The sequence below is a fragment of the Mesorhizobium sp. M0898 genome, from assembly GCF_040319695.1.
In the GTDB taxonomy this organism is placed as follows: domain Bacteria; phylum Pseudomonadota; class Alphaproteobacteria; order Rhizobiales; family Rhizobiaceae; genus Mesorhizobium.
Map to the genome: position 1 here is coordinate 164524 of NZ_JAMYOE010000005.1, position 22811 is coordinate 187334.

Below are 22811 nucleotides of genomic sequence, written 5' to 3' on the forward strand. Positions count from 1 at the left end.
AGCATGCCCAAGAAAATTGCGATCATCGGCGACCGCTTCATGCTTCCGGAAGTGTTTCGCGAGAAAATCGAGGCGGCCTGCGGCGACAATCTCGACATCCGCAGCATTGAGACCGCTTGGCCCGACGAGCCGATGCAATTCGGCAATGCCGCACTTGGTCTGGACAAGGTCAAGGAGTATTTCGGCGATCCCGACGAGGTGGTGGATTTCATCGGCGACGCCGAAATCTTCGTCACTCAGCTTGCGCCGCTCTCCGAAAGCATGATGCAGCGCCTGCCCACGCTCAAGCTGGTTGCGGTCTCGCGCGGCGGACCGATCAACATCGACATGGCCGCCGCCAAGGCCCACGGCATCACCGTGGTCAATGTGCCCGGCCGCAACGCCAGCGCCGTGGCCGAGTTCACCATCGGCGCCATTCTCGCTGAAACGCGGCTGATCCGCGTCGGTCACGAAGCCTTGCGCAAGGGCGAATGGCGCGGCGATCTCTACCGCGCCGATCGCACCGGCCGCGAGCTCAACGAAATGACCGTCGGCGTCATCGGCTACGGCAATATCGGCACCAGGCTGGTTCGCCTGCTGCGCGCCTTCGGCTGCCGCATCTTGGTTTGCGATCCCTATGTGCAATTGAGCGCCGAGGACCGCAATGCCGGCGTCGAACTGGTTGCGCTGGACGATCTGCTGTCGCGCTCCGATGTGGTCACGCTGCATTCCCGGGTCACCGAGGAGACGCGCGGCCTGATCGGCAAGAACGCCATCGCCCGGATGAAACCCGGCGTAATCTTCGTCAATACCGCGCGCGGACCGCTGGTCGACTACGATGCGCTCTACGATGCGCTCGTCTCGGGGCAGATCGGCAGCGCTATGCTGGAGACGTTCGCCATCGAGCCGGTGCCTGCCGACTGGCCGCTGTTGCAACTGCCGAACGTGACGCTGACGCCGCATATCGCCGGCGCGTCGGTACGCACCGTGACCTACGCGGCCGAGCAGGCGGCCGAGGAAGTGCGCCGCTACATCGCCGGGCTGCCTCCGGTCAATCCATGCTGACGACAGGGCATAGAGCGAGATGAACGGTGAAACCGAAATCGTCGACCTCTTCGTCATCGGCGGCGGTGTCAATGGCGCCGGAATCGCGCGCGATGCGGCGGGCCGGGGTCTGTCGGTCATTCTTTGCGAAAAGGACGATCTTGCCGAGGGCACCAGTTCGCGATCGGGAAAGCTCGTTCATGGCGGTTTGCGCTATCTCGAATATTACGAGTTCCGCCTGGTGCGGGAGGCGCTGATCGAGCGCGAGGTGCTGCTCGAATCCGCGCCGCACATCATCTGGCCGATGCGCTTCGTGCTGCCACACAGCCCCGATGATCGGCCGGCCTGGCTGGTGCGGCTCGGCCTGTTCCTCTACGACCATCTTGGCGGCCGCAAGCGACTGCCGGCCACCCGCACGCTCGACCTGCGCACCGCGCCAGAAGGCGCGCCGATCAAGGACAGCTTCAAGCGCGGCTTCGAATATTCCGACTGCTGGGTCGACGACGCCCGCCTGGTCGTCATCAATGCGCTCGACGCCGCGGAGCGTGGGGCCAGGATATTCACCCGCACTGCCTGCACCGCTGCCCGCCGCGAAAACGGCCTGTGGTCGGTGGAGATGCGCGACGGTCGAACCGGCGTCAGGACCACAGTCCGGGCACGGGCGCTGATCAACGCCGCCGGACCCTGGGTCAACGACGTCATCAACCGCGTCGGCGGCCAGAATTCCAGGCGCAACGTGCGCCTGGTCAAGGGCAGCCACATCGTTGTGCCGAAATTCTGGGAAGGGCGGCAGGCCTATCTCGTTCAGAACAGCGACAAGCGGGTGATCTTCATCAATCCCTATCAGGACGATCTGGCGCTGATCGGCACCACTGACATTCCCTATGAAGGGCGGCCGGAGGACGTGACCGCCGATGCGAGCGAGATCGATTACCTGATCAAGGCAGTCAATCGCTACTTCAAGCGCCAGCTCGCACGAAGCGACGTCGTCTACTCGTTTTCCGGCGTCAGGCCGCTCTATGACGACAATGCCGACAATCCGAGCGCGGTGACCCGCGATTACATATTCGAACTCGACGCACCGGCTGGGCAGGCGCCGCTGCTTTCGGTCTTCGGCGGCAAGATCACCACCTTCCGCAAATTGGCCGAGCACGCGCTCGACCGTATCGCCCCGTTCTTTCCGAAAATGGGCAAGCCGTGGACCTCGAAAGGGCACCTGCCGGGCGGCGATATCGCCAATGCCGATTTCGAGCAGTTCCTCGGCGACCTCGGCCATGAATTTCCCTGGATGCCGGCATCGCTGGTCAAGCATTACGGCAGGCTCTTCGGCACAAGGACGCGCGATCTGGTCGGCGCGGCCACCTCGCTCGCCGAACTGGGCCGGCGCTTCGGCAAGGATTTTTTCGAGCGCGAAGCCAATTACCTGTTCGAGCATGAATGGGCCGAGACCGCCGCCGATATTCTCGAAAGGCGCACCAAGCACGGCCTGCATCTGTCCGCCGCGGAAAGAACCGCCTTCGAGGACTGGTGCTCGAGCCGGCTGGCAAAGGCCGGCTGATGGCCTTTACGCTTTCGCTCAACACCAATCCGCTGGTCAACCGCTTTGCGGAGCCGGACGACCTGATCGACGCGATCGCCTATCAGATCGGTATCAGGGACGTCCAACTCACCCATGAATTCGTCAATCCCGGCTGGCCGGCGGCGACGATCGCCAAATTCGTCCGCCTGTTCCGCTCCGCGCTCGACCGCACCGGGGTGCGCGTGACCTCCGCGATGACCGGCCCTTACGGCCGGCTCAATCATTTCGGCCATCCCGATGCCGACGTGCGGCGCTACTACGTCGACTGGTTCAAGACCTTTTCAGAAGTTTCGGCCGAGCTCGGCGCCGCAGGCATGGGCACGCAATTCGCGATCTTCACTCACCGGGATTACGACAATCCTGAACGTCGCGCGCGGCTTTTCGACATCGCGCTGGAATGCTGGCGCGAGGTCGCCGAGCATGCCAAAGCAGCCGGCTTGACCTACCTGTTCTGGGAGCCGATGTCGGTCGGCCGCGAATTCGGCCATACGATCGAAAGCTGCCGGGCACTGCAGCGCGAGATCGAAGCGGCCGGCATGGCCGTCCCGTTCAAGATAATGGTCGACATCGACCATGGCGACGTGACCTCGAGCAATCCGGCGGACACCGACCCTTATGCCTGGGCCGAAGCCTTTCCCAGGCAATCGCCGATCATCCACGTCAAGCAGTCGTCGATGAACAAGGGTGGTCACTGGCCGTTCATTGCCGCTCACAACAAGGACGGCCGCATCACGCCGGAAAAGCTGCTGGAGACGGTTCGCCGTGGCGGCGGCGTCGACAACGAGATCTGCCTCGAATTGTCGTTCCGCGAGCGCGAGCCCGTCGACCACCAGGTCATCGCCATGATCCGCGAGTCGGTCGACTACTGGGCACCCTTTATCGAGACCGGCAGGGCCGATCTCTTGCCGCGAGCATGATCGGATGAGCAGCAGGAGCTGAGGCAGCTCCTGCTCAGAGCCGGAATACGTCAGCCAAATTTCGGATCGAGGCTTCCGGACTTGTAGCGCTTGGCCATTTCCGACAGCGGCAGCGGCTTGATCTTCGGTGCGTTGCCGGCGGTGCCGAATTGCTCGAAGCGCTCCTTGCACAGCTTCCGCATCGCGGCCATTGCCGGCGTCAGATATTTGCGCGGATCGAATTCGCTCGGGTTCTCGGTCAGCACCTTGCGGATTGCGCCGGTCAGCGCCATGCGGTTGTCGGTATCGATATTGATCTTGCGCACCCCGTGCTTGATGCCGCGCTGGATCTCTTCGACCGGCACGCCCCATGTCGGCTTCATCTGGCCGCCATATTTGTTGATGATCTCCTGCAACTCCTCCGGCACCGAGGACGAGCCGTGCATGACGAGATGCATACTCGGCAGACGGCGGTGGATTTCCTCGATGACGTTCATGGCCAGTACAGCGCCGTCCGGCTTGCGGCTGAACTTGTAGGCGCCGTGGCTGGTGCCCATGGCGACTGCCAGCGCATCGACACGGGTGTCGCGCACGAACTGTTCGGCCTGCACGGGATCGGTCAGCAGCTGGTCGTGGCTGATGACGCCCTCGACGCCATGGCCGTCCTCCTGCTCGCCGCCGCCCATCTCCAGCGATCCGAGAACGCCGATCTCGCCTTCCACCGAGACGCCGCCCCAATGCGCCATGTCGACGACGCGGTGGGTGATGCCGGAATTATAGGCGTAGTCGGCCGGCGTCTTGCCGTCTTCCTTCAGCGATCCGTCCATCATCACCGAAGTGAAGCCGTGCTGGATCGCGGTGACGCAGGTCGCTTCGTTGTTGCCATGGTCGAGATGCATGCAGACCGGGATATCGGGATGGATTTCGACCAGCGCGTCGATCAGCTTGGCCAGCACCACATCATTGGCGTAGGCTCGCGCGCCGCGGCTCGCCTGCAGGATAACCGGCGATTTGGTCTCCTCGGCTGCCTCCATGATGGCGAGGCCCTGTTCCATATTGTTCATGTTGAAGGCAGGCACGCCATAGCCGTATTCGGCGGCATGATCGAGCAATTGTCTCAGTGTGATGCGAGCCACTCAGTAGTCTCCCGTATCCGGTTTCGAGCCAGTGTTTGCGGGCCGTTCGGTTGTCGACGAGCCCCTGATGCTTCTGGCCGGATTTCCGCGGCACCGCAACCGCTGGGCGCTCGGCCGGCAGCAATTCTTGTTACAGGACGCGACCAGAAGCGTCATGATATCCCAAAGAGATATAACATTATCACAAAAATTTGGTGGCTTGTGCGACGTTTGCTGTTATATCTCGGAACCGGATTGCACAAGGATGCCGCGGAAATGAAGAGCGACGGCCGCCGGCAAGGCATCATGGATTTTCTGATGGACATCGGCACCGCCAGTGTCGACGATCTTGCCTCACGCTTCGGCGTGTCAAAGATGACTGTCCACCGCGACCTCGACGAGCTCGAGGAAAGCGGCTTCCTGCGCAAGGTGCGCGGCGGCGCCTCGATCCAGCCGAGCAGCCTTTTCGAGAGCGATTTCCGCTACCGCCAGCGGCTGGCCGGCGACGAGAAGAAGCGCATCGCCGCCGCTGCCGTGACGATGATCGAACCGGGTCAGACGGTGATCATCGACGATGGCTCAACCGCGGGCGGCGTTGCTCGGCATCTTGCCGATCTGCGTCCGCTGACGGTGATCTCGAACAATCTGGCCGTCATCCAGGATTTGGCGGGCGTTGCCGGCATCAACCTGATTGCGCTCGGCGGCCAATACAACAAGAAGTTTCACGGCTTCTTCGGCCTGCTCGCCGAGGACACGCTGAAATCATTGCGCGCCGATGTCGCGTTCCTGTCGTCATCGGCCATCCATGGTGCCTCTGCCTTTCACCAGGATCAGGAAGTGGTCCAGACCAAACGGCTGATGATGGCCGCAGCAGCGCGCAAATATCTGCTGGTCGATCATGGGAAATTCGGCCGCACTGCCTTGCACTTCCTGACAGATCTCAAGGCCTTTGACACGGTCTTCACCGGCCGCGAGCCGCAGCCGCAGATGCGCGCCGCGCTGGATGGTGCCGGCGTTTCGCTGACAGTGATCGCAGAATAGGAGGGCACGTATGGTTTATTGGGTCGGCACCAGCTGGAAAATGAACAAGACGCTCGCCGAGGCGATGGCTTTCGCCGAGGCGCTGGCGGAGTTCGTCCCCGGTTTCGACGAGCGCATCCAGCCTTTCGTCATCCCGCCCTTCACGGCGATCCGCGAGGTCAAGAAAGCGCTGTCGCCGACGCGCATCAAGGTCGGCGCGCAGAACATGCATTGGGCCGACGCCGGCGCCTGGACCGGCGAGATCTCGCCGGTCATGCTGAAAGACTGCGGCCTCGACATGGTCGAGCTCGGCCACAGCGAACGGCGCGAGCATTTCGGCGAGACCGACAACGCCGTCGGTCTGAAGACTGCGGCGGCGGTGAAGCACGGTCTCGTGCCACTCATCTGCGTCGGCGAGACCCTGGCTCAACGCGACAGCGGGCAGGCCGCTGCGGTGCTGGCCTTGCAGGTGCACGGCGCGCTGCAGTTTCTCGAAGGCGCGGCGAAGGCGGCGACGATCCTGTTTGCCTATGAGCCCGTCTGGGCGATCGGCGACAAGGGCGTGCCGGCCAGTTCGGACTATGCCGACAGGCAGCAGGCGCTAATCAAGAAAATCGCACGCGACCTGCTGCCGGTGGTGCCGCCGGTGCTTTATGGCGGCAGCGTCAATCCGCAAAATGCCGCCGAACTGGTCGGCCAGCCCAACATCGACGGCTTGTTCATCGGCCGCTCGGCCTGGCAGGCGGACGGCTATATCGACATCCTCAAGCGCGCCTCGGCGGCGATCTGAATCACCAAACAGGAAGGAAACGGAACATGAAAATTGCCATTGGAGCTGATAGCGCCGGCAAGCCGCTGCTCGACGTCATTGCCGCTCACCTCGCTACCAAGCCTGGCCTCACGATTAGCGACCTCAGCCAGTCGGGCTACTATGCCGACCTGTCACAGAAGCTCGCGCAGACCATCCTGGACGGCGAAAACGATCGCGGCATCCTGTTTTGCGGCACCGGCATCGGCGTATCCATATCCGCCAACAAGGTGCCCGGCATTCGCGCCGCACTCACCCACGACACCTATTCGGCCGAGCGCGCGGCAAAATCCAACAACGCCCAGATCATCACCATGGGCGCCCGCGTCATCGGCCCGGAACTGGCCAAGTCGATCGTCGATGCATGGCTTGCATCGGAATTCGATGAGAAGGGACCGTCGGCCGGCAATGTCCAGGCGATCGACAGGCTCGACGCGGCGAAGCGGGGTTAAGCCAGACTGTTCCACATCGCTCTGATAATCGTCACGGCCGATGCGGCGCCGGGGTCCATATGCCCGAGCGAGCGCTCGCCGAGCCGCGATGAGCGGCCCTTGGCGGCGATCATGTCCTTGGTCGCCTCGGCACCTCGTTCGGCCGCTGCAAGTGCAGCCTCCAGGCTCTCGGACAGGCTCTTGCCGGCTTCCTGCGCGGCACCCGCTGCTTGCGCAGCCGGCAGCCAGGCGTCGACCATGGTCTTTTCGCCGAGCTCGGCCTTGCCGCGATCCTGGATGCCTTGCGCCATCGCCCGGAGCATGGCGATGGTGTCAGCGTCCTCCAGAATTGCCTTGCCTTTGACGGCGGCGGCACCGCGCATGAAGGCGGTCGCATAGAGCGGGCCTGACGAGGCGCCGACCGCGTTGAGGAAGGATTTCGCCGCAGTGTTGAGCAGCGCCGTCGGCTCGGTCGCCGCGAGGTCGAGTTGCGCTAGTGCATCGCGCGCAGCTGTGAAGCCTAGTGCCATGGCGATGCCATGGTCGGCGTCGCCGATGACGCCGTCGAGTTGGCAGAGCCTGTCCTTGTCGGCGTCGATCGCCGCCGCGATCTCATCGAACATTCTTTTCAAGCCGACTGAATCGATCGAGGTCATGATGCTTTCTCAGCCGGCGCGGAACATGGCGCAGTCGCAAGGATGGTCGAGCATCGCCTGCAACTCGCCGTCGAGATGCATCAGCGTCACCGAGGCGCCAGCCATTTCGAGCGAGGTGCAGTAATTGCCGACCCAGGTCGCGTGGACGGAAATACCGACGTCATCCAGCCTCTGCTTGACGCGTCGGTTCATGATGTAGAGCTCCATCAACGGCGTTGAGCCGAGCGAATTGACCAGAACGGCGACCTTATCGCCGCGCGCCGGCGCCATCTCGTCGAGGACCTTGTCCAGCATTTCGTCGGTGATCTCGTCGGCCGTTTTCAACTTTCCGCGCGCGATGCCTGGCTCGCCATGGATGCCCATGCCGATCTCCATCTCGTCCGGTCCGATCTCGAAATTGGGCCGGCGGGTCTGCGGCAGCGAGCAGGGCGACAGCGCCACGCCCATGGTGAAGGTGTGATCGTTGGCCTTCCTGGCGATACGCTCGCATTCATCGAATGACAGCATCTGGTCGCATGCGGCACCGGCGGCCTTGAAGATGAAGAAATTGCCGGCGACGCCGCGCCGCTTCTGCCTCTGGTCGCGCGGCGCCGAGGCGACATCGTCGGTGGTCAGCACGGTGCGCACCTCGATGTCGTCCATTGCCGCCATTTCGGCGGCCATGTCGAAGTTCATCACGTCGCCGGCATAGTTGCCGTACATGAACAGCACGCCGGCGCCACCGCTGGCCGCCTTGGCGCATTCGAGGATCGGGTCCGGCGGCGGCGAGGCGAAGACATTGCCGATCGCGGCGGCGTCGGCCAGCCCCTTGCCGACGAAGCCGAGGAAGGTCGGCTCGTGGCCCGAGCCGCCACCGATGACGAGACCGACCTTGCCTGGGCGCGGTCCGTCGCGGGCGATAATGGCGCGCGGACTGCCGTCCGCGCTTCTGAGATGGCGCGGATGCGCGGCCAGGATGCCCTCCAGCATCTCGTCGACGGAGCGGTTACCGTCATTGATGATCTTCTTGGTCTGCACCGGCATCCTCCCTGGTTTTCGTGAGATACTACAGCGCCTTACCGGGATTTCCACCCGGCGGTGGAGGTTTCACGCCGCGATGTGTTCGCGTGCCGCCAGCAGTCGCACGCAGGCACTGGCCGCCTCTTTGCCCTTGACCTTGAAATGCTCGAAGAAGAAGCGGTGATGGTCCGCGCTGTCATGGTAGTTGTGTGGCGTCAGCACCGCCGAAAGCACCGGCACGCCAGTCGACAATTGCACATTCATCATACCGTCGATGACCACGCTTGCAACAAACTCGTGCCGGTAGATGCCGCCATTGACGACGAACGCGGCGCCGAGGATAGCGGCATAGCGGCCGGTCACGGCAAGTGTCTTTGCATGCAGGGGAATCTCATAAGCGCCAGGCACATCGAAGCACATCGACGGCAAAGCGTTTCTCTCCGAGAACCGCCAGTTCCGCCTCGAATGCTTCAACGCATTGGTCGACGATATCGGCATGCCAACGCGCGCGAATGACGGCAACGCGGATCGCTTCATAGTCGTTGTGGGAATGCTGATTCATGGGTCCATCCTTCCGTTTCGAACCAGAATCAGGACGCACGATACGGAGTCCGAACCGCGAAAGCGGACCGTCTTCCATTTCGTTCTCTTCCATCCGGACTGTGACCGCACCGGATCTGCTGACCTCTCCGGCTAACCGGAAAGCGCTCGCGGGCTTGGGCCGAGACCCTTACCGCCGGTGGGGACTTTCACCCCGCCCTGAGAACATTGACGGCGTTTGTATGGAAGGGTCGGAAAGCGCTGTCAACCACCGGCGTCGTCGTCGATGGCGCAGAAATAGCGATCCGTTTCGACCTGGTCACCGTTGAGGGCGAGGGAGGAGAGCGTCAAATAGCGATCACAGGTAAGGCAGGCAGCACCTTGTCCAAGGTGATGGGAAATTCACGCACTCGCACGCCGGCCGCGTTGTAAACGGCGTTGGCGACAGCAGCCCCCGCACCGCACACGCCGAGCTCGCCGAGACCCTTTGCGCCAAGCGGGTTGGCCTTGTCGTCGTCTTCCTCGAGGAAGGCGACCTCCATATCGGGGACATCGCCATTGACCGGCACATGATACTCGGCAAGATCGTGATTGACGAAGTGGCCGTAGCGCGGGTCGAGCACCGTCTGCTCCATCAGCGCTGCACCGATCCCCCACGTCATGCCGCCGATGATTTGCGAGCGCGCGGTCTTGGCGTTGAGGATACGGCCCGCGCCGATCACAGCCAGCATCCGGCGCATGCGGATTTCACCGGTATCGCAATCGACAGCGACCTCTGCGAAATGCGCGCCATAGGAATGCTGCGAATAGGTCTTGTATGACTGGGTGGTGGCGCCCGCGGCTACGGAGCCTTCGGCTTCGAGCCCGTCGGGAGAGATCCCTCGGATAAGATCGGCCAGGCTCGCCGATCGCTGGCCGACCCTGACCTCGCCGTCGGCAAAGCTTGCCTCGGTGGCGTTCGCGCCGCGCAACGGCGAGGCTTCGTTCGACTGCGCCGCCTCCAGGATCTGTTTCTTGAGGATGTTGCACGCATCATGCAAGGCCGAACCCGCGCTTGCTGCGCCCCAGGATCCGCCGGAGCCGGCGGTACGCGGGAAGCGGCTGTCGCCGAGCTCCACCTTGACGGACGAGATCGGCAGGCCGAGGCTCTCGGCGGCAATCTGAGTCAGGATCGTATAGGTGCCGGTCCCAATATCGGTCATGTCGAGCCGCGCCGTCACCCGACCGTCCCGGTCGATCGCAACCCGCGCCGTCGCCGCGCCGATATAGTTCGGACGGATCGCCGCCGCCATGCCGTGGCCGATAAGCTTGCGGCCCTCCCGAGTTCGGCCCGGTGTCGGGTTTCTCCGCTCCCAGCCGAAACGGCGGGCGCCTTCCTCCATGCAGGCGACGAGATTGCGGGTGGAGAACGGCACGCCGCGCTCGGGATCCTGTGCCGGTTCGTTGCGGATCCTGAGTTCGATCGGGTCCAGACCGGCGCGCTCGGCGAGCTCATCCATGGCGCATTCGAAAGCCAGCATGCCGGGCGCTTCGCCGGGCGAGCGCATCCATTCGCCGCGGTTGATGTCCAGCGGAACCAGGCGATGGCGGGTGAGACGGTTCGGCGCCGCGTAGAGCGAGCGCGCAAAAACTGCCGTTTGTTCGCAGTACTCCTCGAAGCTGGACGTTGCCGACCAGACATCGTGCGCGATCCCGGTGAGCCGCCCGTCAGTGTCCGCGCCGAGACGTACCTGTTGGACCATCTCTGCGCGATGACCGGCATTGGCGAACATCTGTTGTCGCGTCAGCGCGATCTTCACGGGGCGCTGCAGCACCTGCGCTGCAAGTGCGGCCAGGATCGTGTCGGCATGGGCAATCAGCTTGGAGCCGAAGCCTCCGCCGATGAAGGGGCTGACGATGCGCACTCGCTCGAGCGGGATGCGAAGCGTGCTGGCGACCCCGGCCCGGAAGTTCGCGAGGGTCTGCGCCGATGTTCGGATCGTCAGCTCGTTGCCTGACCAGGCAGCAAGCGTCGCATGCGGCTCCATCGGATTGTGATGTTCGAAGGGGGTCCCGTAAGTGGAATCGATCTTGATCGGCGCCGTCGCAAAGGCGCGCTCGAAGTCGCCGACCACGCTGTCGGTCTCGAAGCCGGCATTGGTCCGCTTTGGCGCGTAGGCGTCGGCGATATGTCCCGGTAGATCGTAGAGGCCCGGCTCCTCGTCGTAGCGTACTCTGATGAGGCCCGCAGCAGCGCGCGCCGCCTCGAACGTCTCCGCAACGACCAGCGCGACCGGCTCGTCGTAATACCGTACCTGATCGCTGTTGAGCGCGGGCCGGGGGCGCGCGAAGACCTCCGGCACCGTTGGCGTGACCGTTGGGCCGAAATCCGGCTGGGCCGGCGCATTCCGGTGCGTCATGACGAGCAGCACTGCCGGCGCCCGTTCGGCTTCGGCCGTGTCGATCTCGGCGATGCGGCCCTTGGCGACGGAGGCGCCGAGAATGTAGCCATAGGCTGTACCATCCAGCTCATTCTCGTAAGCGTATGTGGCGCCGCCCGTCACTTTGAGCGGACCGTCGATGCGGTCGATCGACCGCCCGATGATGCCAGCATCGGCACGAGGTTTCACCCTTGAATGGGTGGCGGAGCCGGGCAGTCCGGGTATGGTCTCGTTCATAAGTCACCTAAAGATTTTTCATCTGGAGTTCGGAGGCATCGAGGCCGCGACGACGCGCTTCCTCGCACCTTCATGTTCGTCGCGCGGCGGCCGGAGCTCACGCGGCGATCTCGCCGAAATACTCGCGAAACTCGACCAGCCTCCCTGTTGGGCCGGCTCGCATGAAGATCGCATGCAGGCCAGTGTAGGGCGCGCCACCGATTGTCCCGCTCCCGCGATCGCAGACGATGACCCAGTCGGCGGCGAAGAGCTTGAGATCGACGGTCGATTTCGTGATCCTGTTCCCCTGCGCTTGATGCGCGGCGGTCCAGGCTGCGAGTGCCCGTTTGCCCTCTGGCGGTCCGTGTCGGCCTCGTTGCTCGCCGACAGGGAATTGGAAGGTCATCGTCTCATCGCAACAGTCAAGGAATGCCGTCCAGTCGCCAGAGGCCCAGCCGGCAAAGAAGGCGTCTACCGCGGCCTCGAGCCCGTGACGAGCTCCCGGATCGGATGTGGCGCCCCAGGCTCTGGCGGCAGAGACGAGAAGGCCGCCACCCGCGGCGGCAACGGCGCGTCGCGTGAGTTTCATATCGATCTCCTGCTCGGCGCCGGCATCTGGGAACAGCGGTTCGGGGTCGTCGTCACTGTCATCGCATCGCCTCATGCAGTCTCGGCGGCAGCAGCCAGCGTGTGCCGTATCGTCCGTTTCGCCAGCGGGATCTTGAAACCATTGGCGCCATGACCGACGGCTCCGGCGAGCGCGGCTTCGGCCGCGTCGCTAAAGGCGCCGTCGGATGCCGCCGCGCCTGCGAGCGTCCGCTCCGCCTCCGTCGCGCGCCAGGGTTTCGCTGCCACGCCGCCCATGGCGATCCGAGCGCTTCGGATACGGTCGCCGCTTTTCTCGACGATTGCTGCCACCGACACCAGCGCGAAGGCGTAGGAAGCACGGTCGCGCACCTTGCGGTAAACCTGTCGACCGGGTGGCGGCGGCGGCATGGCAACCGCAACGACTATTTCGCCGTGGCCGAGCACGGTCTCCACCTGGGGCGTCGCCTCGGGCAACCGATGGAAATCGCCGATCGGGATCGTGCGGGTCTCGCCGCCGGGCGAGACGGTCTCAATCCTGGCGTCGAGCCCGGACATGGCGACCGCCATGTCGGAGGGATGGACCGCAATGCAGGCTTCGCTCGCGCCGAGTACGGCGTGCATGCGATTGAAGCCCTGAAGTGCCGCGCAGCCCGAACCCGGCTGGCGCTTGTTGCAGGGCATGTTGCGGTCATAGAAGTAAGGGCAGCGCGTGCGCTGCAGGAGATTGCCGCTGGTCGAGGCCTTGTTGCGTATCTGTCCGGACGCTCCCGCCAGCAGCGCTTGCGTGAGCATCGGATAGCGCGACCTTACCCGCGGGTCGGCGGCAAGATCGCTATTGCGGACCTGGGCACCGATCCGAAGTCCGCCTTCCGCCGTCTCCTCGATCCGATCAAGCGGCAGCCGGCTGATGTCGACGAGATGCGCTGGGCGCTCGATCTCGAGCTTCATCAGGTCGAGCAGGTTGGTGCCGCCGCTGATGAACTTGGCGTCCGGCCGGGCCGCAACCGCGGCCGCCGCCTGCTCAGCACTCGCCGCACGTTCATAAGTGAAGGACTGCATTGCTCATCCCTCCTCTGCCGCGTCGCGGATTGCAGCGACAATGTTCGGATAGGCGGCGCAACGGCAGATGTTGCCGCTCATCCGCTCGCGGATCTCGGCATCGGTGAGAGCGACGGAAGCCGCTGCCACGTCGGCGCTCGCATGGCTTGGCCAGCCGGCCCGCGCCTCGCCCAGCATGCCAACCGCCGAGCAGATCTGGCCTGGCGTACAGTAGCCGCACTGGAAACCGTCGCGGGCGACGAAGGCGGCCTGGACCGGATGCAGCCGGTCACCCTCGGCAAGGCCCTCGATAGTGGTGATCTCGTCGCCTTCATGCATTGCGGCAAGCGTCAGGCAGGAATTGATCCGGCGCCCATCGACGAGCACCGTGCATGCGCCGCACTGGCCGTGGTCGCAGCCCTTCTTCGAGCCGGTGAGGCCGAGATGGTTGCGCAGGGCGTCGAGCAGCGTCGTCCGCGGGTCGAGCTCGACGGCAAGATCCTTCGCGTTGATCCGTAACGACATCGTCATCGTCGGTAGCGGCGAGGACGATGCAGCCGCCGTGACGGTCTCGGCCGGCTCGGCGTCAACCGGTAGTCCGGTAGCCAGGAGCACCCCGGTCGCAACACCGCCTTCCAATACCATCCGACGCGTCGGCCCGCTCCTGTTGTCCGTTTTGGCCATGCATGATCTCCCAGCCGCAATGAGGCGCAGACGGCAACTTGACCCGAGCGAACCCTCGGGTTCTGTCACCCAACGACACTGGAGGTGGGAGTGCGGGCGGCGGCTTTCTTTCAAGAAACCGGCGGCACTATCAGGATTCTGGAGAAGAATTCACCCGATAGGCACGAGGCGTCATGCCCCTCAGACGTCGGAAGGTCGTGGTGAAGTGGCTCTGGCTTGAGAAGCCGAGCCGAAAGGCAATGACACCGATCGACAAACCCGTTTCGCGCAGCAGCGCCTCCGCTCGCCGCACCCGTTCCTCGATCACATAGGCGTAGGGTGCAAGGCCGGTCGTCGCCTTGAAGCGACGCGCAAAACTGTCGACGGCCATGCCCGCGGCGGCTGCCAGCTCGCTTAGCGAAATGTCGGAATTCATATGCGCATCGATGTAATCCCGAACGCGACCAAGTGCCCGGCGGCTGAGACAGCCGTGACGTACAAACCGCGGTTGCTCCCGGCTCAGGTTGGCCACGCGGAGACTGACGAGGGCGACCAGATGCTCGACATAGACAGTGTCTGGCTTGTGGCCGAGTGCCATCTCGTCACGAAGCGAACTCAAGAGCGTGGCGACGACCGCGTCTTTCTTGTTTACCAGTATAGGCAGGTTCTTCAGGCGTTCGCATCCGGGAAGCCCGATATCGGGATCGATCCACAGGGCTGAATAGGAGAGGTTTACATCGCGATAGAAGCCCTGTCGTTCCGCGCCTGCCGGGACGAAGGTGAGGGCTCCGGGACGGTCCATTCCGTCGTAAAGGGATCGTGCCTCGTGCCGGATGGATGTATGGGACGTGCCGCCTTCTTCGGTCAGCACAATCAGATGATGAGGGGCTGTCCAGCGGAGCTCCGCCTCCCGGCACGCCCACCGCCGGTTGTCGAAGACGATCGAGGAGCTGACCCATGACGCGGTTTGCAGGGGCTCCGACTTCTCGTCCTGGCTCCGAACCCGTCCGTCACCAAGCAACGGTCTGAATGACATCGCGGTATCCCGCTGGTTCACTCGCCGAGCCGTGGGCAGCCCCGGCTTCGAGCGTTGGGCGCCGCCCCGCCGCTACGCATCCGGCCGTCCATGTGGGACAGGTAACGGGCGTTTTTAACCGTGCCGTGTTCAAGAAATCGTGAGATCAGGCAAATCCGGAGCGCCCTCCCGGAAAAGCCGATCATCCGCGCTCGGGAAACATCACCCTCAGGCCTTCGCGCGAGGCCGTAGCGACACCGCGTTCGGTGATCAAGCCGGTGACCAGCCGCGCCGGCGTCACGTCGAAGGCCGGATTGGCCGCCGGCGTGCCTTCCGGGGATACGCGGACCTGGGCGATCTCGCCGGAAGCGGTCTTGCCCCAGACCAGTGAGACCTCGTCGGGCGAGCGCTGTTCGATCGGGATGTCGGCCAGCCCGTCGCCCACGGTCCAGTCGATCGTCGGCGACGGCAGCGCGACATAGAACGGCACGTCGTTGTCGGCGGCGGCGAGCGCCTTGAGATAGGTGCCGATCTTGTTGCACACATCGCCGTCGGCGGTGGTCCTGTCGGTGCCGACGACGACCATGTCGATCTGGCCGCGCTGCATCAGATGGCCGCCGGCGTTGTCGACAATGAGCGTATGCGGCACGCCGTGGCCGGCCATCTCCCAGGCGGTCAATTGGGCACCCTGGTTGCGGGGTCGCGTTTCGTCGACATAGACATGGACTGGAATACCGGCTTCCGTCGCAAGATAGATCGGCGCGGTGGCGGTGCCGTAGTCGACGGTGGCCAGCCAGCCGGCATTGCAGTGGGTCAGGATATTGACTGGTTCGCCCGGCTGCTTGCGCGCCGCGATCGCCTTGATGATTTCGAGCCCATGGGCGCCGATGGCGCGGTTGAGGCCGACATCCTCGTCGGCGATCTCGCCGGCACGCCGATAGGCAGCCGCGGCACGTTCTGCCAGGGGAAGCGTCAGCAGGAAGCGCTGCATTTCGTTCAGCGCCCAGCGCAAATTGATCGCCGTCGGGCGCGTTTCGTGCAAGGTTGCCCAGACGGCGTCGAGTGCTGCATCCGACGGATCGTCGGCCATCTGCATGGCGACGCCATAGGCCGCGGTGACGCCGATCAGCGGCGCCCCGCGAACCCACATGTCGCGGATTGCCGTGGCGATGCCGGCGACGGTATCGATCTTTTCGATACGGAAATCATGCGGCAGCCAGCGCTGGTCGATGATCTCCACCGAACGCCCGTCGTCACTCGGCCAGATGGTGCGGTAGTGGCGGTCGCCGACGTTCAAATCCTGCTCTCCCGTTCGATCAGCGCGGCCAACCGGTTGACCTCGTCGATGCTGTGGATCTGGCGCCGGTTGACGGCGAGGTGACGGCCGAATTTCAGCGCCTTTGCCTCACATCTGGCGCGCAGATCCGGATCGGCAATGGTCTCGAAATCGGCATTGTGGGCAAGGCCGAGAATTCGCCGGTGAACCTCGACGCCGGCAAAGCCGAGCAGATCGGTCCAGATCGAATGCAGCATGTGGTCTAGCGCCTGCTCGGCGCCAAGCCTGTCGCCCTGATCTTCGAACAGGCTCTTCTGGTAGAGCATGCCGGTACGCTCGGTTCGCCACAGATGCGAGAACTCGGCGCGAAACACCGACCATGTCTCGACCGTAACGCCGATCAGATAGTCACGCATGGCGTCGCGGCTTCCGTCCTGTTCATGGCCGCGCTGCGAGAAGAACGCCATCCAGAAATTGGCGAGCAGCATGCCGACGTCGAAGGCGATCGGCCCGTAGAAGGCGAATTCGGGGTCGATCATCCTCGTTTCGGTGTCGGTGACCATGATCGAGCCGGAATGCAGGTCGCCATGCAGCAGCGTCTCGGCATTGGCAGCGAAGATGTGCTTCATGCGCTGCGCCTCGACCTTGAGGTTGCGGTCGGCGCGCAGCTCGGCGACAATGCCGTCGAGCTGCGGGCTGGTGTGCCGGTTCATCTTGGCATCGAAATACGGATCCGAGAAAACCAGGTTCTCGGTGATGTCGCAGAGTTCGACATTGTCGGCGAACAGCGCCAGATCGGCCTTGCGGTCCTTGGTCGCCATATGCAGGTCGGAGCCGCGAAACAACGTGCGGGCCATGAACAAGCCGATGTCTGTCGCGATGTTGGGCAATTGCCGGCCTTCGATCAGCGCCCGCCGCAGGATAATGTGCGGCGACAGATACTCCATGATGATCAGCGCCTGGCCTTCGTCGAAGTGATAGATATCGGGCACCGAACCCGGCGCACGCGCCTGTTGCCGCGTCAGCGCATGGTATTCGAAGAAGGAGCGTTTTAGCGGCAGCGGCCAGCTGTCGCCGACCAGCCGGACGTAGGGCAGGGCCTGCTTGACGACGGCCGCACCCTCAGCACCCTCGACGATGAACACCAGGTTCAGATTGCCGTCGCCGACTTCACGAACCTTCCACTGGCTCGTATCCTTGCCGATCTGCGAACACAGGGCCTCGTTGGCACCGAGACGGCCCGCCAGTGTCTCGACCGACAGTGCTTCGAACGGCGATTTCCCAGTCATCCTCACCTCCCGCTCATGTGCTCCGATGATAGCGGAGCCAACGCGGTCGGGCCAAGCTAGGAAGCCTGCTGGCAATTGTCAATCGTGTTGACAATTGCCGATATAGCCCATAGCGTCATGTTCAGGGAGGAACGAATGGGCAATGATGCCGTGTTCCGCGTCGACGGCCTGAGGAAATCCTTTGGCCATATCGAGGTGCTTGGCGGCGTCTCGCTCGAATTGCGTGCCGGCGAAGTGACCGTGCTGATGGGCGCCAACGGCGCCGGCAAATCCACCCTCGTCAAGATCATCAGTGGTGTCTACGACCATGGCGGCGGCACGATGTCGCTTGCCGGTCACGTGTTCGACCCGAAAACGCCGGCGGAGGCGATCCGCGCCGGCGTCGTTACCGTCCACCAGAACATCAATGACGGTGTCGTCGCCGACCTCGACGTCGCCACCAACCTTACCCTCGACAGGTTGAGCGGCAGCGGCGTGCCGACCCTGTTCAATCCAGGCCGGGTGCGTCGCGTGGCAAAGGCGGTGGCCCACCGCATGGGACTGGCCATCGACCTCAAGGCCCGGATCAGCGATCTCTCTCTGGCCGACCGCCAGATGGTGGCGATCGCCCGCGCCATGGCGCACCGGCCGAAAGTGCTGATCCTCGACGAGCCGACCTCCTCGCTGTCCAGCGCCGAAGCCGACCGGCTGTTCGCGCTGCTCGACCGGCTTCGCCAGCAAGGCGTGGCCATCCTCTACATCTCGCACCGTATGTCGGATATCAGACGGCTTGCCGATCGCATCATTTCGATGCGCGATGGGGTTATCTCAGGTATCTTCGACAAGAAGCCGCTGGATTACGAAGGTGCGGTCAACGCCATGCTCGGCCGCAAGATCCAGCTCGAGCGGATCGTCGCCAGGAATTCGGCCAAAGCAATTTTCACTGCCGACGCGCTGCGGATTGCTGAAGGCGCCAGGCCGATCTCGCTGACCCTCGGCGATGGCGAGGTCGTTGCCATCACCGGCCTTGTCGGTGTCGGCAAGACCGTGCTCGCCGAGACGCTGTTCGGCCTGCGCCAGCCGCTGGCCGGGACCATGGTGCTGAACGGGAAACCTTATGCTCCGGCATCGACCGGCGAAGCGATTGCCGCCGGTGTGTTTCTCGTCGCCAAGGACCGAGGCGAAAACGGCATCGTCGGCGACTTCAACATCCAGGAGAATATCAGCCTGCCGTTCCACAGCCGCATGTCGCGTCTCGGTGTTCTCAAACGCCGTATCGAACGCGCCATTGCCCGCCAGCAGATCCAGGAGCTCGGCATCGTCTGCCGCTCGGAGAGGGACGAGATGGCGTCGCTTTCCGGCGGCAATCAGCAAAAGGTGATGGTCGCCCGCTGGATGTCGCAGGCGGCAAGGCTTTTCATCCTCGACGAGCCCTTTCAGGGCGTCGACATTTCGGCTAGGCGCGACATCGCCGCCAAGCTGCGGGCCAGCGCCCACGGCCGCGCGACGCTGCTGTTCGTCACCGAACTCGACGAAGCCCTGGAGACGGCCGATCGCATCCTGGTGATGTCGGAGCAGACGATCGTCGGCGAGCACCGCAATACCGATGTCGATCTCGAGCGTCTGCTGGCCGAAGTGGCGGGCGGGCCGCTTCACAGCGCAGCCTGACGGCGGGATGACGATGAGAATTGGAATGGAGAGGGCATGAATTCGGGTTGGATAAAGACGGTGCCGGCGTGCGGGAGCGCTGAATGATCCTGCGCGACAATGCTATTCGCTACGGCTTCATCGTTCTGTTGTTCGGGCTGATCGCCTATTTCGCCGTCGCTGCCGATGGTTTCGTCTCGCCGCAAAGTGCTGTCTTCATCTTCCAGTCGGTCGCCATCACCGGCGTTCTGGCGCTCGGTGTCACCGCCACGCTGGTCGTCGGCGGCTTCGACCTGTCGATCGGCTCTGTCGCCACCAGCGCCATGATGGCGGCTGCCTATGTCATGGTGGTGCTGGGGCAGAACGCCGTCGTGGCGGTCGTCGTCTGTCTTGTGATCGGCGCCGTCGTCGGCCTGATCAATGGCTGGCTGATCGTCTATATGCGGGTTCCGGACCTTTTGGCGACGCTCGGCATGATGTTCCTGCTTGTCGGCCTGCAGCGCATCCCGACCGAAGGCCGTTCGATCGCCACCGGCATGACCATGCCCGACGGCTCGGTCGCCAACGGCAGCTTCGGCGCCGCGTTCCTGGCGCTTGGCCGCCATCGCTTCGATTTCTTCATCCCGAACCTCATTCCGGTGTCGGTCGTCGTTCTGCTCGTGCTGGCGGTGCTGATCTGGTTTTTTCTCGAATACACGCGTTTCGGGCGCATGATGTATGCGGTCGGCAGCAACGAACGCGCCGCAGAACTCGCCGGCGCGCCTGTCAAGGCATACAAAATCTGGGCCTACGTTATTTCGGGAGTTTTTGCCTCGATCGGCGGCATTTTGCTCGCTGCCCGGCTTGGACGCGGCGACATCGCCTCGGGTAATAATCTGTTGCTCGACGCGGTGGCTGCGGCACTCATCGGTTACGCGGTTCTCGGCGCCGCCAAGCCGAACGCCTTCGGCACGGCTGTCGGCGCGGTGTTTGTCGGCGTGCTGCTGCAAGGCCTGACGATGATGAACGCGCCTTACTACACGCAGGATTTCGTCAAGGGCGTGGTGCTCGTGGTCGCCCTTGTCTTTACCTTCGCCCTTTCCGGCAGGGGCAGGAGATAGGGTTCGACCGGGTCATATTTTGGGTTCAACAAGTGGAGGAAACGACGTGAACATCACAAGAAGGCTTTTGGGGAAGGCAGCGCTCGGGCTTGCCGGCGCAACATTGCTGATGCAGATGCCGGCAATAGCGCAGGACAGGCCGGCGCCGTTCGACAAGCCGGGTGCCGTCAAGATAGCGCTGGTCCGCTATCTCTCGACCGGCGACTTCTTCCAGGCCTATCTTTCCGGCGTCGAGGCGCAGGCCAAGGCGCTCGGTGTCGACCTGCGCGTGCTCGATAGCCGCCAGGACGCGGCGCTTCAGGCGGACATGGTCGACCAGGCTATCGCGCTCGGCGTCCAGGGCATCATCATCCAGCACGGACTGACGGAATCGATGAAGGACGCCGCCCAGCGTGCGGTCGACGCCGGCATCAAGGTCGTCGCCTTCGACGTCAATGTCGAAAACCCCAAGATCCCGCAGATCGAACAGTCCGACCGCGACCTCGCGCGCCTGGCGCTCGAACAGGCGGTCAAGGACAATGGCGAGAGCTGGAAGGCCGGCTATGTCTATGTCGCCGGCATCGCGCCGCTCGACCGCCGCAACGAGACCTGGGTCGAATTCAAGAAGAAATATTCGGGCATCAACGAAGCCGCCATGTTCGGCACGCTCGACAATCCGATCGCCAATTCGGTCGCCAACCAGGCCCGTTCGGTGCTATCGGCCCATCCCGACATCAAGGTGATGTTCGCGCCCTACGACGAATTCGCCAAGGGCGTGAAGATCGCGGTCGACGAGGCCGGGCTGAACAAGGACATCAAGATCTATTCGGCCGACATCTCGACCTCGGATATCGCCGCGATGCGCGAGCCGGACAGCGCCTGGGCGGCAACCGCCGCCACCAACCCGGCCGTCGTCGGCCAGGTCTCGGTGCGTGCGCTGGCGCAGCTCTTGGCCGGCGAGGATCCCGGCCACAACGTCATCGTGCCGCCGACGCTGATCACCCAGAAGGATCTGCTCGACAAGGACATCAAGAACATGGAGGACCTCTCGGCCAAGCTGCCGCAATTCGCCCATGCCGATGTCGCGATGCCGACCTGGATGCCGAACCCGAACGCGAAGTAGCGTTTCAAGCAAAAGGAAAGAGCGGACAAGGCTATAAGCCTTTGGCGGACATGTGGAACTAGACGCATACTCGGAACCAAGAGCCGCCTGCTGCAGGGTGTTGCAGGCGGCTCTTCTTGTCTTGCCGAAGATGTTTTCACCGCGGGTTTGCCGGATTTAATTGTCGCCAGTTCCGATTTTGCAACGTTGCAAAAATCATGCGCGAAAGTATCGGTCTATCGGGAGTTTTGCGAAAGGCTGATGATGTCAGCGAATGAGATTGATGTTGAAGTCTTTAAGCAGATCGAACAGCAATTGCACTGGCCAGAGGTTCGTTCTTCCCGGGACGCCGTCTCCCCATTTTTGGCGGAAATTTCTTGGATTTTGGCAGTTCTGGCGGGTTTATGACAAAGCTGTAGTGATTGATTCTCTGTTCCAAGAAACGCACTCGGGCAGAGCCACTCTACCTGAAATCCGTGATTTCGCCGTCAAGCCCATCGCGGCGGATACTGTCTTGGTTCTATATCGTAGTATCCGCCGATCAGATGGGGGGACGCCTGAGAGGAGGACTCTTCGGAGTTCGATCTGGAAGCTTTTTGATGGGCGATGGCAGATGCTCTTCCATCAAGGAACGATTGTTCCGTATGTGTCGTCAGTTTCGGATATTTGCGAACCTCGGAGAGGTAGCTTGTGAAGATTGAGGTTTTGACAGAGGCAACTCCGACCGTGACGGAAGCGATCTCCCAATTGGTGTCTCAACTATCAACGACGGCAGCCACCCCAACATTCGACAGCATCACTAGGGTCGTAAAATCGCCTGCTACTATTCTTCTCGTAGCCCGTTCGGAAGAGGGTGCCTACGTTGGCATGTTGACGCTCGTGCTCTTCGAAATCCCTACGGGGATCAGGGCTATAATTGAAGATGTCGTTGTTGACGCTGGCCATCGAGGTCAGGGCTTCGCGGAAGCCCTGACACGAGAAGCGCTGAGGCAGGCACAAGAGGCTGGCGCAAGAACAGTGGACTTAACTTCCCGCCCGTCGCGAAAGGCTGCCAACGCCTTATATCAGAAACTTGGTTTCGAGCGGCGGGAGAGCAACGTGTATCGCTTCTCGTTCCCTTTCCAGTCGCAGAATTCCTAAGTTTCGCGACAGCTTCGGCTATTCGTTGAACAGATCGGAATGGGAGCCGGTGCGAGCTAGCTGGAGTTCATCGCCGGCAACTCGGTAGATCAAGAGCCAGTCCGGTTCTATGTGAGCGTCACGAAAGCCTTTCCAATCGCCTTTCAGCGAGTGGTCCTTATAGCTCGCCGGTAGCTCATCTCCGGCGAGCAGGAGGCCTAGCAGTTCGCGCAACTTGCCAAGATCTTTGCCCCGCTTCTCCGCACGTTTCACGTCGCGACGGAATTGCCCAGAGCGAACGGGCGTCAGCACG

The 22811-nt window shown here is 63.1% G+C and carries 23 protein-coding genes, 1 pseudogene and 1 riboswitch; of the genes and pseudogenes, 12 read left to right on the plus strand and 12 right to left on the minus strand.

Annotation, left to right across the window (positions count from 1 at the left end; all coding sequences use genetic code 11):
- The first annotated feature begins 3 nt into the window (after positions 1–3).
- Genes NKH90_RS09540 through NKH90_RS09550 form a run of 3 tightly spaced genes read left to right on the plus strand, consistent with a single transcriptional unit; the run spans position 4 to position 3519 of the window.
- Positions 4–1044, plus strand: coding sequence for a 2-hydroxyacid dehydrogenase (locus NKH90_RS09540; protein ID WP_352612246.1), 1041 nt, complete (start codon positions 4–6; stop codon positions 1042–1044).
- A 19-nt stretch (positions 1045–1063) separates the two neighbouring features.
- Positions 1064–2581, plus strand: coding sequence for a glycerol-3-phosphate dehydrogenase (locus NKH90_RS09545; protein ID WP_352542233.1), 1518 nt, complete (start codon positions 1064–1066; stop codon positions 2579–2581).
- Positions 2581–3519 carry a sugar phosphate isomerase/epimerase family protein gene (locus NKH90_RS09550; protein WP_352819167.1) on the plus strand — a complete coding sequence of 313 codons (939 nt, stop codon included), beginning with the start codon at positions 2581–2583 and terminating at the stop codon, positions 3517–3519. Before NKH90_RS09545 ends, NKH90_RS09550 begins: the two co-directional genes overlap by 1 nt.
- A gap of 50 nt (positions 3520–3569) precedes the next feature.
- Here NKH90_RS09550 and fba read toward each other — a convergent pair whose 3' ends face one another.
- Complete coding sequence (gene fba, locus NKH90_RS09555) at positions 3570–4634, minus strand: class II fructose-bisphosphate aldolase (RefSeq protein WP_352472270.1); 1065 nt, start codon at positions 4632–4634, stop codon at positions 3570–3572.
- Positions 4635–4889: 255 nt separating this feature from the next.
- On the opposite strand from fba, the gene NKH90_RS09560 reads away from it, so the two are divergent.
- Genes NKH90_RS09560 through derI form a run of 3 tightly spaced genes read left to right on the plus strand, consistent with a single transcriptional unit; the run spans position 4890 to position 6893 of the window.
- Positions 4890–5654 (plus strand): DeoR/GlpR family DNA-binding transcription regulator, encoded by a 765-nt coding sequence (locus NKH90_RS09560; RefSeq protein ID WP_023676017.1) that lies wholly within the window; start codon positions 4890–4892, stop codon positions 5652–5654.
- 10 nt (positions 5655–5664) lie between these two features.
- Entirely contained in the window at positions 5665–6423 is a 759-nt protein-coding gene (locus tag NKH90_RS09565; RefSeq protein WP_352472271.1) for a triose-phosphate isomerase, read from the plus strand.
- A 26-nt stretch (positions 6424–6449) separates the two neighbouring features.
- A complete protein-coding gene (derI, locus tag NKH90_RS09570; protein WP_352819104.1) occupies positions 6450–6893 on the plus strand; it encodes a D-erythrulose-4-phosphate isomerase in 444 nt (147 codons plus the stop codon).
- On the opposite strand, the gene dhaL is transcribed toward derI, so the two are convergent.
- The 10 genes and pseudogenes from dhaL to mtnK all read right to left on the minus strand — a co-directional run bounded on the left by dhaL (position 6890) and on the right by mtnK (position 17572).
- Positions 6890–7528 carry a dihydroxyacetone kinase subunit DhaL gene (gene dhaL, locus NKH90_RS09575; RefSeq protein ID WP_352472272.1) on the minus strand — a complete coding sequence of 213 codons (639 nt, stop codon included), beginning with the start codon at positions 7526–7528 and terminating at the stop codon, positions 6890–6892. The two genes, derI and dhaL, sit on opposite strands and share 4 nt — an antisense overlap.
- Positions 7529–7537: 9 nt before the next feature.
- The gene (locus NKH90_RS09580; RefSeq protein ID WP_352768455.1) at positions 7538–8545 is read right to left on the minus strand and encodes a dihydroxyacetone kinase subunit DhaK; all 1008 of its coding nucleotides are present in this window, start codon (positions 8543–8545) and stop codon (positions 7538–7540) included.
- Between the two features lie 69 nt (positions 8546–8614).
- Positions 8615–9089 (minus strand): annotated as a pseudogene (locus NKH90_RS09585) (6,7-dimethyl-8-ribityllumazine synthase).
- 77 nt (positions 9090–9166) lie between these two features.
- A riboswitch (FMN riboswitch) is annotated at positions 9167–9298 on the minus strand.
- Between the two features lie 116 nt (positions 9299–9414).
- Positions 9415–11724, minus strand: a complete 2310-nt coding sequence (locus NKH90_RS09590) for a xanthine dehydrogenase family protein molybdopterin-binding subunit (RefSeq protein WP_352819107.1) — start codon at positions 11722–11724, stop codon at positions 9415–9417.
- A gap of 97 nt (positions 11725–11821) precedes the next feature.
- Positions 11822–12292 (minus strand): nuclear transport factor 2 family protein, encoded by a 471-nt coding sequence (locus NKH90_RS09595; RefSeq protein WP_352819109.1) that lies wholly within the window; start codon positions 12290–12292, stop codon positions 11822–11824.
- 71 nt (positions 12293–12363) lie between these two features.
- On the minus strand, positions 12364–13350 hold the full coding sequence (locus NKH90_RS09600; protein WP_352819111.1) for an FAD binding domain-containing protein: 987 nt from the start codon (positions 13348–13350) through the stop codon (positions 12364–12366).
- 3 nt (positions 13351–13353) lie between these two features.
- Entirely contained in the window at positions 13354–14013 is a 660-nt protein-coding gene (locus tag NKH90_RS09605) for a 2Fe-2S iron-sulfur cluster-binding protein (RefSeq protein WP_352819113.1), read from the minus strand.
- A gap of 130 nt (positions 14014–14143) precedes the next feature.
- Entirely contained in the window at positions 14144–15028 is an 885-nt protein-coding gene (locus NKH90_RS09610; protein WP_352819116.1) for a helix-turn-helix domain-containing protein, read from the minus strand.
- A gap of 181 nt (positions 15029–15209) precedes the next feature.
- The gene (mtnA, locus tag NKH90_RS09615; protein WP_352612266.1) at positions 15210–16304 is read right to left on the minus strand and encodes an S-methyl-5-thioribose-1-phosphate isomerase; all 1095 of its coding nucleotides are present in this window, start codon (positions 16302–16304) and stop codon (positions 15210–15212) included.
- Positions 16301–17572, minus strand: coding sequence for an S-methyl-5-thioribose kinase (gene mtnK, locus NKH90_RS09620; RefSeq protein WP_352819118.1), 1272 nt, complete (start codon positions 17570–17572; stop codon positions 16301–16303). Before mtnK ends, mtnA begins: the two co-directional genes overlap by 4 nt.
- A 135-nt stretch (positions 17573–17707) precedes the next feature.
- On the opposite strand from mtnK, the gene NKH90_RS09625 reads away from it, so the two are divergent.
- From NKH90_RS09625 to NKH90_RS09650, 6 genes are all read left to right on the plus strand, one after another.
- Entirely contained in the window at positions 17708–19219 is a 1512-nt protein-coding gene (locus NKH90_RS09625; RefSeq protein WP_352819119.1) for a sugar ABC transporter ATP-binding protein, read from the plus strand.
- Positions 19220–19302: 83 nt separating this feature from the next.
- The gene (locus NKH90_RS09630) at positions 19303–20298 is read left to right on the plus strand and encodes an ABC transporter permease (RefSeq protein ID WP_023676003.1); all 996 of its coding nucleotides are present in this window, start codon (positions 19303–19305) and stop codon (positions 20296–20298) included.
- Between the two features lie 46 nt (positions 20299–20344).
- A complete protein-coding gene (locus NKH90_RS09635; RefSeq protein WP_352472282.1) occupies positions 20345–21400 on the plus strand; it encodes a substrate-binding domain-containing protein in 1056 nt (351 codons plus the stop codon).
- A 240-nt stretch (positions 21401–21640) separates the two neighbouring features.
- A complete protein-coding gene (locus tag NKH90_RS09640; protein ID WP_352819120.1) occupies positions 21641–21787 on the plus strand; it encodes a hypothetical protein in 147 nt (48 codons plus the stop codon).
- Positions 21788–21797: 10 nt separating this feature from the next.
- Positions 21798–22073 (plus strand): DUF4440 domain-containing protein, encoded by a 276-nt coding sequence (locus NKH90_RS09645; RefSeq protein ID WP_352819122.1) that lies wholly within the window; start codon positions 21798–21800, stop codon positions 22071–22073.
- Entirely contained in the window at positions 22070–22519 is a 450-nt protein-coding gene (locus NKH90_RS09650; RefSeq protein ID WP_352472283.1) for a GNAT family N-acetyltransferase, read from the plus strand. Before NKH90_RS09645 ends, NKH90_RS09650 begins: the two co-directional genes overlap by 4 nt.
- A gap of 18 nt (positions 22520–22537) precedes the next feature.
- Here NKH90_RS09650 and NKH90_RS09655 read toward each other — a convergent pair whose 3' ends face one another.
- A complete protein-coding gene (locus NKH90_RS09655; protein WP_352502059.1) occupies positions 22538–22810 on the minus strand; it encodes a type II toxin-antitoxin system YafQ family toxin in 273 nt (90 codons plus the stop codon).
- Position 22811 lies beyond the last annotated feature (1 nt).